Source organism: Pseudomonas folii, from assembly GCF_014357575.1.
In the GTDB taxonomy this organism is placed as follows: Bacteria; Pseudomonadota; Gammaproteobacteria; order Pseudomonadales; family Pseudomonadaceae; genus Aquipseudomonas; species Aquipseudomonas folii.
Map to the genome: position 1 here is coordinate 1 of NZ_JACONW010000148.1, position 12,655 is coordinate 12,655.

Genomic DNA, 12,655 nt, shown 5'->3' on the forward strand with positions numbered 1-12,655 from the left:
CCTTACTTCCCGCGAATCAACTCCCGCAGCATGAAGCGGTTCGGATGGCAGGCTTCGGCCACGCTGCGGGGTAGCGGCAGCGGTTCATCGTCTAGCCAGGCAGCGAGCAGTTCGGCGCAGAGGGGCGCGGTGATCAGGCCGCGCGAACCGTGGCCGCTGTTGATGTACAGACCGTCCAGCCAGGGGCAGGGCGTTTCTGGAATCTGTCGGGCGTCCTTGCTCAGTGCGGCATAGGACCGGACAAACGCGTCCTTGTCTGCCAGTGGTCCGATAATCGGTAGATAGTCCGGACTGGTACAGCGAAAGGCTGCCCGGCCCTGCAACTGTTCTGTGGGCAAACGGGCGACGTCGAGACGCTCACTCAAATCCGCAGAGATCTCCTGCAACAGTTGCAGGTTACCCAAGTGATCAGATGTGCTCGGACTCAAATCCTCATTGGTGAAATCGAAACTGGCCCCCAGCGTATGTTCACCCAGTCGTGCCGGAGCGACATAGCCTTCGGCGCACACCACCGTGGTCAGCGTCCTGCTGGCCTCATTCTGCGCCAGACGCGTGATCTGTCCGCGAATACGCTTGAGCGGTAGCCCGGCACTCAAAGGGAATTGCTTGATATCCGCCGCACCCGCAAGGACCACGACCTCGGCGTGATCCAGCAATACATCGCCATCCCAGGCTTGCCACTGGCCGGACTCTCGACGCAACTCGACGACATTATGATGAAGTTGCACGCGAACATTCGGATGACCTACGTGCGCACGACACAGCGCAGGCGGATGCACCCAGCCGCCTTCAGGAAAGAACAGGCCGCCGTTTTCGAGGCGCACACCACTACGAGCTTCGGCCGCTGACTTGTCCAGGAGATGCAGTAACTCCTCAGGAAATGCAGCGGCCAGTTGCGCCTGACGCTGGGCCTCCTTGTCGTTGAAAGCCAGTTGCAGAACGCCGCAAGCATCCCAATCGACGCCCCTCTGCAGGCGCTCCAGCATACGACGGGTATAACCGAAACCGCTGAGGATCAATTGCGACAACGCCGTGCCGTGGGCCGACAACTTCAGATAAAGCACGCCTTGCGGATTACCCGACGCTTCCTGTGCAAGGTCGTTGTGGCGCTCTATCAACGTCACTCGCCAGCCCCGTGAGGCAAGGCTTGCGGCCGTGGTGCAACCGGCCATGCCGCCGCCAATCACGATCGCTTTGCGTTCGCCGGTGAGTGGTGCAGGGCGGGCGAACCACGGCTTGATCATCGGGACGGGCGTTGCAGCTTCCGGCCAGCCAAGAAAGGTGCCGCGCAACACTTCCCACTTGTGGCCGATGCCCGGCACACGCTTCATTTTGAAACCTGCAGCGTTCAGAGCGCGACGGACCCAACCGGTGCTGGTGAAGGTGCCGATGGTCGAGTTGGGCGCAGCCAGTCGGGCCAGTTCTGCGAACAGCTCGGGCGTCCACATCTCCGGATTTTTTGCCGGGGCAAAGCCATCGAGAAACCATGCATCGATCTGCGCATCCAGTTGCGGCAGCATGTCGAGCACGTCGCCAATCAGCAGGGTCAGCGTCACGCGTCCGCCGTCGAATACCAGACGCTGAAAACCTTCGTGCACGGCGACATATTGCTCTAGCAGCGGGGCTGAAAAAGGCGCCAGCTCCGGCCAGAGGTTCAACGCACGGTGCAGGTCTGACTGGCTGAGGGGGAATTTCTCGACGCTGACAAAATGCAGTCTCGCCGAGGCGGGCGCACACTCGGCGAACAACTGCCAGGCACAGAGAAAATTCAGTCCGGTACCAAAACCCGTCTCGCCAATCACCAGCCGACCGTCTTCCGACAATGCGCTGAAACGATCGCGCAGGTCGTTTTGCACCAGAAATACGTGTCGGGTTTCTTCAAGGCCCGCTCCGGTCGCGAAGTAGACGTCGGAAAACTCTCGAGAGTGGGGGTTGCCCTGATCGTCCCAGTCGATCTGGGCATGGCGGGTGATGGTCACAGTCTGGCTCGGCTTGGGTGCGGGGGCGTGCATCTTAGCTCAGCAAGCACTGGACCTGTGCAGACTGTGCAGGCACTGCCGAAGGCTGCGATCGTGGCAGGTCAGGTTGAACGCTTCGCAGCCTATGGCAGCTCCTGCAAGGACTGGGTTTACTGCATGACTGGGCATGTATCGAGAAATCAACCCCGGTATTAACTATCTACCCCCTCCAGCGCTGTAGAAACTGATCACTTGTAGACTTCTTTCATAGGAGTTTAGCAATGAACCCGACTGTCATTCAGACCCAACAGAACCTCGTCAAAAGCACCTTGCCGTCCTGGTACATCTACACCACCGCGGAGCTGCGCGAGCGGCTGCGTCGCGACATGTTGCGCAGTCACCACTTGCGAAGCCAGGTACGAAAGGCATTGAGCGGCATGCAGGACCTCATGACATTCGCAAGGCCGCGCCTGGCCGCAGCGCTGAAGCAGGCGTTCGGGCCGGGGCTGGACATTGATCGTGATCACTTTCGCCATGTCCGTTTTGCAGACAGCATATGGCCCTTGCCGAGCAAGCTGGTGGAGCGCAGTTTTACCGTTCAGTCATTGCTGGAGGCGGCGCTGCAGAACTTTCATCAAGAGGAAGTCGACGAGGTCACGGCCGACTCGGTGATTTATCAGGGCCAACCCAATCTGGCGACTTTTGCGGCGGGCACCAGCTTTCCTCATCCGCTGAAGGTTAGCCCGGCGAAATTCATGGCCTTATGTCGAGCGCTGGACCTGGGCGGCCAATATCAGGCCCATCTGAAGAGCGTGCTGGAGCCGGTCGCCAGCGAGCTTCCAGCAGACGCGTTGAGCGGTGCGCAGATCAAGCATGTGCTCAGTCATCAGGTACGCAATGCGTTTTATGTCGAGGCGCATGTTGCGCACATGTTGGGCAGTGACGTGCTCTCCCACGATGCTTATCGTTCGATCCTGGCGGCGAGCGGCCATTGGGCTGAAAAAGGCCGGAGCGAGGCGGTGGACGTTCAGCGTCTGACCCTGCTGGGGTTCGCCGTACGCGACGTATTGGTATTCCAGCCCCGCAACCTGAACGGCTGCGTGGTGTATGTGCCCGGCGACCCGGTTGCGCCACTCAAGGAATACGACTCGTTGGACCAGTTCATGAAAGAACTGCGCAAAAAGCTGAGAAACGTCAGGTATCAGCAGTTTTTCGCTGGCTTGATTGCCCAGCGCCGCAGGGCTGAATTCCTGGTCAAACTCCGTGCCTGCCTGACGCCTATGCGCGAACGTCCTGTGCCAGGCGACACAGGGTTGATTTCCAGACAGTGGAGAGTCCCCGAGGTGGACGAAAATGCTGACTTGAGACTGGCCACGGAAATCATCCCTTATTCGCTGCTTGAGTACTTTCATTTCCAGCGAATGCTGCGCATCAAGGACGATGCCCGGGTATTGGCCGTGCCTACCAGTGATGAGGACGAAGCTTCACGCAGAGCGCGCCTGGCTCACTATCTGGCGACCGGTATGAACGTGGTCAATCTGGCTGCGCTGTTTGTACCGGTGTTGGGTGAAGTGATGATGGTGGTGGCCGGTGCACAACTCTTGGTAGATACCTTTCAGGGCGTTGAAGCCTGGGCTCAGGGCGACATGGACGAGGCGCTTGAGCATTTGACCAGTGTCGCGCAAAACCTGGCGATGCTTGCGGTGTTTGCCGCTGCCGGTAAAGCCGCTTCTCCGGGGGAATTGCCAGCCATCAAAGACTCGGCGTTTGTGGGCAGGATGATCCCGGTCAGGCTGGAAAATGGTCAGATGCGATTGTGGTCACCGGATCTTGCCCCCTTCGCCACCGACGTGACGCTGCCGCAGGGCATGAAGCCCGGTGCTGATGGTGTATTCGATCACCAGGGCGTGAAATACATCGGGCTGCAGGGCCGGTTTTATCGTATTGAGCTGGACACGGCACTCAACAGATGGCGGATCAAGGCACCCCGCACGAGCCGTTTCTCTCCGAGACTTGAGCACAACGGTGCGGGGGCCTGGAGGCATGAAGGTGAGAATCCCCTGAGCTGGGACATGAAAACCTCATTCAAGCGCCTGGGCTATTCCGTTGCATCGCTTTCTGATCAGGCGGTGGAGGGCATACTTGCGGTAACAGGGACTGACAAGAACTTGCTCGCAACACTGCACCTGGAATCTCTACCACCGCCCTCCGCGCTGACTGACGCCATAGAACGGTTCGCGTTGGATGAGCAAGTGTCGCAGTTGTCCGACGCCGGACTGCAGTTTGATCGCCTGAATCAGTTACGTGAGACCAGCGCTGATCCGCTGATACAGCTCATAAAACGAGACTTTCCAGGCATGACGTGCGCAGCCGCGCGTGAACTATTGAGCGAAGCCAGTACCGAGCAATTGGCGAGCCTGAAAACGACACAATCCCTTCCGCTGAATCTCGTGGGCAGGGCGCGGGGTTACTTGCATCAGACGCGTATCAATCAAGCACTCGAAGGCTTTTTTCTGAAGTCCAGGGCCGCCAGTCCCGACACGCCGAAACTGTCATTGCACGGTCTGGAACATCTGCCTGGATGGCCGAAGAACCTGCGTATCGAACTGCGCGATGGTGCGTTCGGTGGGGCGCTGCTCGACGGTATCGGTGAGCGCTCGGCGACTCAACGTAGGGTGCTGATCAAGCAGGGTGATCTTTACACGCCATGTGATATGGCGGGAAAGAAGCTCGCCCCTCAAGATGACTTTTTCGCATCTGTGCTGAACGCGCTGCCTGGCGACAGCGTGCGCGACCTTGGCATTAATGACCCCGTCGCGCTGCGCAAGCAGATTGTCAGGGATGCAACCAGCCAGCGCAGAAGGGTCGCGAAGACGCTGGGCCTTCAGGAAATCTCTCCCGGGTTTCGAGGCCCGACACGTCTGGCGGATCGTCGTTTTGGCTACGCGTTGAGCGGTCGCGGCACGGCGTTACCCGATTTGCCGACAGTCTCCGATGAGGTGATTGCTGCTCTGAGCGAGTTGTATCCTGAGTCTCCGGGTATTGCGATGCATGCACAGAACCTGATGTTTCGAGGATGGAGTACTGCGCAGATACTGGAGATGACCCAGGCCCGATTGCAATCCTGGGAGATGCTGCGCAGTGCGCTGGAAGGATGGGTGAATCCGGTCGGGCCAGGCCCCTCGATCAGCAGCCAACGCTTTGCAGTCCGCCAGGCCATGGCCGAAGCAATCGGACGCGCCTGGCGTTTCAGTGATTCGATGTCGCCGATGCACTCAAGCAATCTGCTGTTTGAAAACCTCGACCTTACGGGCTTTTCAGATATGCCCGAGTTGCCCGCTCATTACGCTGAAATCCATTACCTGACCCTGAACAGGGTTACCGGCGGAGTCGAAGATGTAAATCGCTTGCTGGGACGTTTTTCCCACGTCAGGCGGCTTGAAATACTCGGCGGTGGCTTGACTGAGCTACCGGAAGGCTTGACGGGGATGCGGGAATTGTCTCACCTGTCACTGGAAGGCATGGGACTGACTATCGATCAGCAATCCATGGACCTGCTCATGAGAATTCAAACCCTGAACGAGCTGGATCTGTCCGGCAATGTGCTGGGAGAGATTACTGATGTGAACCGGCTTCGGGTCTCGATGCTTTGGCTTAATGATACGGGATTGACTCAGTGGCCATCCTGGATTGAAGACCTGCCGTTGCAGTCGCTGGATATCAGCGACAACCAGATAGTGCATTTGCCCGATCACATCCTTGACAACAGCATGGGGCAGCCGTCGCAACTGGTCATACATGCTTACGAAAACCCCATCGACCATGAAGACTTGCGCAGATTCTGGATCAATGATCGGGGCTACGATATGACCTATCGCCTTGAGTGCGACTTTCCGGAGGACATCCGTGATCTGATCGTGGATACCACCACCAGCGATGACGAGTCCTCGTCGGATGATGGTGTCGCCTGGCATACCCATAACGCTGGTCACACACCGCTGGCTCCGCCTTTGCCGGAACTCGAAATATGGCTGGTTGATGGGCGGACTGAGCTGAATTCCCGGTTGGGTATCGCCTGGCATCAACTGGAAGAGGCAGGCGATGCCCCTCATCTGTTGGTGTTACTGCAACGCCTTCGAGAGACTCCAGACTTCCAGCGTTTCCGCGAAGAGCTGGCCAATGACGTGATGAGGGTGCTTGAAGCGGCGGCGGAGAACCCGGCACTGCGCGCTGAGCTGGAAGTCATGGCCAATGACCGTCTGTTTGGTGCCGACCAGACCTGTGAAGACGGCGCGAGACTCATTTTCAGCGACATCCAGGTTGCGGTGTATGCCCGGAGTGCGTTGGAGGGGGTGTCAGAGGCGCAGCATACCGAAACTCTGTTCCGGGTCATGCGGGGTCTCTTTCGCCTGAATGAGGTGCAGACGATCGCCGATCTGGAAATCGCCGGTCGAGAAGCCAACGGCGTTTATGTCGACCATGCCGAAGTGCGCATGGCGTATCGAATCGGTCTGGCTCAGGATCTGAATTTGCCCGGGCAGCCCTTGAGCATGACCTGGGGGCGACTGGCGTCAGTGGACCGACAGGCAATTCTCACCGCTCGCCGGCGGGTGCTGGAGCACGAAAACGGTGATGAGTTCATCAACTATGCACTGGCTGACCGTCGCTGGAACGAGCGCCTGCGTGCCGAGCACCAAGAGGATCTGGCGCGAGTGACGGCGTCAATCAAGGAACAGATGAACGCCCTTGAGGAGCACCCGCCAGTAGATGCCGCCGAGGAATTGCGCCGCCGTACCGAGATCAATGTCCGCCTCATGGCGGCCCAGATGACGACCGATCTGGAAACCTTGGGCCGGGCAACTGTCGAGCTTGAAGAACTGACGGCCAACCCGCCCATTGATAACGATGAGTACGACCGACAGGGCCGGGCCTTGATTGCCAGCCTGAACGCGGCCGAGAAGGCCTTGCTGGAGCAGTTGACCAACAACATGCGCCAGCAGTGGTTCTGATTCATTGATCCATCTCCGGCAACTTTGCCGGGGGTGGATTAGTCTGAGGTTTGCCGACGATTACATATCTCGTTGTTGTGGGAGCCGGGCTTGCCCGCGATACAGGCGCTGCGGTCTATCAGGCAGGCCGCGTTATCGTTCATCGCGAGCAAGCTCGGCTCCTACAGGGGGATCGTCGTTGCAGATGCTTATGTGGGTTTAGGCTAGAGGAGTCATGCATGTTCGAATCCGCTGAAATCGGTCACGCCATCGCCAAGGAAACCTACGACGCTGAAGTACCCGCTTTGCGCGAAGCATTGCTGGAAGCGCAATACGATCTTCATGAACAGGGCAAACGCCAGATCATCGTGCTGATCAATGGCATTGAGGGCGCGGGCAAGGGCGAGACGGTCAAGCTCTTGAATGAATGGATGGACCCGCGGTTCATCGAAGTACGCACCTTTGATCAGCAAACCGATGAAGAACTGGCACATCCCGCCGCGTGGCGTTATTGGCGGCAATTGCCAGCCAAGGGCCGGATGGGGATTTTCTTCGGTAACTGGTACAGCCAGATGCTGCAAAGCCGCGTTCACGGATTATTCAAGGACGCGGTACTCGATCAGGCCATCAACGGCTCGGAACGCCTGGAGAAAATGCTCACCGACGAGGGTGCGTTGATTTTCAAATTCTGGTTTCATCTGTCGAAGAAACAGATGAAGTCACGCCTCAAGCAGCTCAAGGATGATCCGCTGCACAGCTGGCGCATCAGCCCGCTGGATTGGCAACAATCTAAAACTTACGACAAGTTCGTTCGATACGGCGAGCGTGTGTTGCGTCGCACCAGCCGCGAGTATGCGCCGTGGCATGTGATTGAAGGCGTTGATCCGTATTACCGCAGCCTGACCGTGGGGCGCTTGCTGCTTGAGGGTATGCAGGCAGCCTTGAGCGTTCCCGGGAATAAGCCACAACCCTTGAACATCGGACCATTGGCGCCTGTTCATGACGACGTGACCCTGTTGGGCAGCCTCGACATGAGCTTGAGTCTGGACAAGGACGATTACGAGGAGCAGTTGATCACCGAGCAGGCGCGACTGTCAGGCAATATTCGCGACAAGCGCATGCGCAAACATGCGCTGGTCGCGGTGTTCGAAGGCAATGACGCGGCCGGAAAGGGCGGCGCAATTCGTCGCGTAGCCGCGGCACTCGATCCGCGCCAGTACAACATCGTGCCTATTGCGGCACCTAGCGAAGATGAGCGCGCCCAGCCTTACCTCTGGCGCTTCTGGCGGCAGATTCCGGCAAGGGGCAAGTTCACTGTGTTCGATCGTTCCTGGTATGGCCGGGTACTGGTGGAGCGTGTGGAGGGTTTCTGCAGCGAGACCGACTGGTTACGAGCCTATGGCGAGATCAATGACTTCGAAGAGCAATTGACCGATGCTGGCATCGTCGTGGTCAAGTTCTGGCTGGCCATCGATGATAAAACCCAGCTGGAGCGATTCAAGGCCCGGGAGAAGATCCCGTTCAAGCGCCACAAGATCACCGACGAAGACTGGCGCAACCGCGAAAAATGGCCACAGTACCGTCAGGCAGTGGGGGATATGGTGGACCGCACCAGCACCGAAATCGCACCTTGGACACTGGTGGAAGCCAATGACAAACGCTGGGCACGTGTAAAGGTGTTGCGCACGTTGAATGAGGCGCTGGAAGCAGCGTTCGCCCGGGACAAGAAAAAGTAGTCGTTGATGCTGAGAGGTAACTCAACCGTGGGACCGGCCTTAGCCGGGAAGGGCCTGGCGAATTTGCTACATCCTTATCGTCAAAAATGCAGCCTTCCCGGCTAAAGCCGGTCCCACGTCATCTAAAGCCTGTCAGATCTTGCAGGCTCCGAAAGAGGCGTACCTCGCCACGGTTACCCTTGAAGCGTCTGTGATTCATCACTTCGGTAACGGGCCACTTCAAATACGGGCAGGTAACCGGTTTCGATGACATCTATGTGTTGCTTATCGGGGATGCTCTGAATCAAATCGGCCAACGGCATGGCCTGCCCTTGAACACTGGCTACCGCCAGCACGACGGCACCGTAGAGCGGGGTCAAATCGCGCATGAATACTTCTCCCTAAGTAAGTCTGTTCTTGTTTGCCAAAAAACTGACGATTGATGCGTTTAAAACCGTATCAGGTTTGTAACATCACAGCTAAGAACAACTTTGGGAGTTGCCAAGACGTTTTTCTCATAACCCTTATACCGAAAAAAACCGTGATGTCGGACGGGGGCGAGGGGATAACGTGGCCTTGACTCAAGCTTTGTGCAGCGTCTTCTGCCGCAGGATATAAACCGTGACCAATACCGCACAGGCCACCATAAATACTCTTGCCCAGATGAAAGAGACGAGATAACAGGAAAACCCGATGCTGATCCACATCGTGACTATTGCGTAAACCTTACCCTTGAGCGGAATACCGTTACCTTCCAGGTACCCACGAATCCACGGGCCCAGTCGCTTGTGATTGACCAGCCAGTTATAAAAACGTGGAGAGCTGCGAGCAAAGCACGCGGCGGCAAGCAGTAGAAAAGGCGTGGTGGGCATGATCGGCAGGAAAATCCCGATCACACCCAGCACCACGCTTGTCCAGCCAACGCCAAGAAAGGCATAGCGCACGAACCGATTACGACTCGTGCGTGGTGAGGCCTGCGCCATAGGCGCAGACTCAGTGGTGGCGGGGTTTGAGGATTGCCGGCTTCTCATCCGGCGCCTGGCACAGCAGGTACAGCGCCGTCAGGGCTTCCGGGATCTGCACGATCATGTCGTCCATCAGATTGGCATCTGCGGCGATATCGGAGAACTCAGGCTGCTCATCGAACAGACCCGAGCCGACCATGATCGGCAACAGCATTTCGCTGACCTCTTCCTCGGCGGTTTCGAACCAGGCGCTTTCACGCAGGAACACACCTTCCATGAAGCCAATGCACCAGCCGCGCAGATCGGAATCGTCCGGCTCGTCGCCCAGATCCAGATCGCATGGCAGTTCGAATTCTTCGTCCGAAGCCAGTTGACGCGCGATGTGCGCCTGCAACTGAATCAGCGTGCCTTCGATTTCTTCGCGCTGGGCGTCATCGGCGTAATGGGGTGGCTCGGAGAACAGCGCATCGATCCACTCGCGCTCGGGCACGCTTTCAGCACAGATCGAAAGGGCGGTCAGGTAGCCATGAGCGGCCACGTAGTCCAGTGCCTCGTCATGCAGTTCATCTGCATCGAGGAAGACTTGCAGGCGGTTGAGTTGCTCAGCGAAGGACATTGACAGGCTACCTTGAAAATAAACGATGCTGAATTCTAGGCCCTGAGCGTCCCGGGCGCCAGCGCGGAGGTAGACGCATTACGCTATAGCTTAATTTCGACCGCTTATATCCATGCCCCCCCTTGCCTGTGACACGTCGGGTATACTGCCGCGCTTTAGCAGTGCAGCAGGACATTCTGGGGTTTTTATGCTCGAACAGGCGCAACGCGTACTTAAAGACATCTTCGGCTATGACAGCTTCCGTGGTCGCCAGGGTGCCATTATTGAACGCGTGGCCAGCGGTGGTGATGCGCTGGTATTGATGCCCACTGGCGGCGGCAAGTCACTGTGCTTCCAGGTGCCCGGCCTGTTGCGTGACGGCCTTGCGGTCGTGGTATCCCCGTTGATCGCCTTGATGGACGATCAGGTCGCGACCCTCGAAGAGCTGGGCGTCTCGGCGGCGGCGCTGAACTCGACCTTGAACGCAGATCAGCAGCGCGAACTGGCCAACCGGATTCGTCTGGGTGAAATCAAGATGCTGTATCTGGCACCGGAGCGTCTGGTCCAGCCGCGCATGTTGGCGTTTTTGCAGAATCTGCAGATTGCCCTGTTTGCCATCGATGAAGCTCACTGCGTATCCCAGTGGGGTCATGATTTCCGCCCTGAATACCTGCAACTGGGCCAATTGGCCGAACTGTTCCCCGATGTACCGCGTATTGCCCTGACTGCCACGGCAGACAAGCGTACCCGCGAGGAAATCGTTACCCGCCTGCATCTGCAGAACGCCGAGCGTTTCCTGTCCAGCTTCGACCGGCCGAACATTTTTTATCGCATCGTGCCCAAGGAGGCGCCGCGCAAGCAGCTGTTGGCGTTTTTGTCAGAGCGCCGCAGCGATGCCGGTATCGTCTATTGCCTGTCGCGCAAGAAAGTGGATGAAGTCGCCGCCTTTCTTTGTGAAAACGGTTATCCGGCGCTGCCATATCACGCTGGTCTTCCGTCCGAGACCCGTGCCGCCAACCAGAAGCGCTTCCTTAATGAGGAAGGCCTGATCATGGTTGCGACCATCGCCTTCGGCATGGGCATCGACAAACCCAACGTGCGTTTTGTTGCGCACATGGATTTGCCCAAGTCGCTCGAGGCGTATTACCAGGAAACCGGTCGGGCGGGGCGTGATGGTTTGCCCGCCGATGCGTGGATGGCCTACGGCCTGCAAGACGTGCTGATGCTCAAGCAGATGCTGCAAAACTCCGAGGGCGACGAACGGCACAAGCGTCTGGAGCATCACAAGCTGGATGCCATGTTGGCGCTTTGCGAAGAAACCCGCTGCCGCCGTCAGACGCTGCTGGCTTATTTCGACGAAGATATGCCTCAACCGTGCGGTCATTGCGATAACTGTGTTGATGGCGTACAGACCTGGGATGCCACGGAGCCTGCACGTCAGGCTTTATCGGCGATCTATCGCACCGGCCAGCGTTATGGCGTGGGTCATCTGGTCGATGTGCTGCTGGGTAAGTCCACCGAGAAGGTGCAGAGCTTTGGTCATCAACACCTCTCGGTATTTGGCGTCGGCAAGGCGCGCGCCGAGGGCGAGTGGCGTTCGTTGTTCCGCCAGCTGGTTGCCCGCGGGCTGGCTGATATCGATCTGGAAGGATACGGCGGCCTGCGTCTGAGTGACACCTGTCGCCCACTGTTGCGGGGCGAGGTGACGCTGGAGTTGCGTCGCGATCTGAAACCGCAGACCGCTGCAAAAAGCAGCTCCGGCAGCCCGGCCAGTCAGCTGGTGCGGGGTGAAGAGCGCGAGCAGTGGGAAGCGTTGCGCGCTCTGCGGCGCAAGCTGGCCGAAGAGCACGGCGTACCGCCTTACGTTATTTTCCCGGATTCGACCTTGCTGGAAATGCTGCGCAGCAAACCGGAAACCATGTCTGACATGGCCCAGGTCAGCGGGGTCGGTGCACGCAAGCTGGAGCGTTACGGTGAGGCCTTCCTTGAAGTACTGGGCGGTGCAGCGCAAGCGCCGAAAGTCGTGGCCGATGTGCGCCACGAACTCATCAGTCTGGCCCGTGCCGGTATGACCCCTGCGCAGATTGCCGGTCAGTTGCAGTGCACCGAGAAGAATGTCTACACCATGCTGGCCGAAGCGATCGGCAAGCAGCAGCTTTCGCTGGAGCAGGCACTGGATTTGCCGGAAGACTTGCTCAGCGAAATCCAGGATGCATTCCTGGATGGCGAGGGCGAGTTACCTCCGGTAGCCGCCATCGCCGAACAGTTCACCGGGCGCGTCCCCGAGGGTGTTCTGTATTGCGTGCGCGCTGCGTTGCAGGCTGAGTTCGAGGTTTGACTTTCTAAGCAGTTACAGCCCGGTGACGCCAGCTTGAATGGGAACCCTGCCTATTTGGGAGCACTGCGTTTCAGGACGTGGGACCGGCTTTAGCCG

At 58.2% G+C, this 12,655-nt stretch carries 7 protein-coding genes; 3 read left to right on the top strand and 4 right to left on the bottom strand.

Annotation, left to right across the window (positions count from 1 at the left end):
• Positions 1-2: 2 nt before the first annotated feature.
• On the bottom strand, positions 3-1,979 hold the full coding sequence (mnmC, locus tag H8S59_RS22265) for a bifunctional tRNA (5-methylaminomethyl-2-thiouridine)(34)-methyltransferase MnmC2/FAD-dependent 5-carboxymethylaminomethyl-2-thiouridine(34) oxidoreductase MnmC1 (protein ID WP_187522828.1): 1,977 nt from the start codon (positions 1,977-1,979) through the stop codon (positions 3-5).
• Between the two features lie 260 nt (positions 1,980-2,239).
• Here mnmC and H8S59_RS22270 point away from each other — a divergent pair, with 260 nt between their 5' ends.
• A complete protein-coding gene (locus H8S59_RS22270; protein ID WP_187522826.1) occupies positions 2,240-6,967 on the top strand; it encodes a dermonecrotic toxin domain-containing protein in 4,728 nt (1,575 codons plus the stop codon).
• Between the two features lie 218 nt (positions 6,968-7,185).
• The gene (gene pap, locus H8S59_RS22275; RefSeq protein WP_095093436.1) at positions 7,186-8,682 is read left to right on the top strand and encodes a polyphosphate:AMP phosphotransferase; all 1,497 of its coding nucleotides are present in this window, start codon (positions 7,186-7,188) and stop codon (positions 8,680-8,682) included.
• Positions 8,683-8,855: 173 nt separating this feature from the next.
• Here pap and H8S59_RS22280 read toward each other — a convergent pair whose 3' ends face one another.
• From H8S59_RS22280 to H8S59_RS22290, 3 genes are all read right to left on the bottom strand, one after another.
• Positions 8,856-9,050, bottom strand: coding sequence for a hypothetical protein (locus tag H8S59_RS22280; protein WP_187522827.1), 195 nt, complete (start codon positions 9,048-9,050; stop codon positions 8,856-8,858).
• Positions 9,051-9,242: 192 nt separating this feature from the next.
• Positions 9,243-9,644, bottom strand: coding sequence for a YbaN family protein (locus H8S59_RS22285; RefSeq protein WP_095093434.1), 402 nt, complete (start codon positions 9,642-9,644; stop codon positions 9,243-9,245).
• Positions 9,645-9,654: 10 nt separating this feature from the next.
• Positions 9,655-10,242, bottom strand: coding sequence for a UPF0149 family protein (locus H8S59_RS22290; protein ID WP_027900056.1), 588 nt, complete (start codon positions 10,240-10,242; stop codon positions 9,655-9,657).
• Positions 10,243-10,429: 187 nt separating this feature from the next.
• Between H8S59_RS22290 and recQ the strand changes: the two genes are divergently transcribed.
• Positions 10,430-12,559, top strand: a complete 2,130-nt coding sequence (gene recQ, locus H8S59_RS22295) for a DNA helicase RecQ (protein WP_095093433.1) — start codon at positions 10,430-10,432, stop codon at positions 12,557-12,559.
• Positions 12,560-12,655 lie beyond the last annotated feature (96 nt).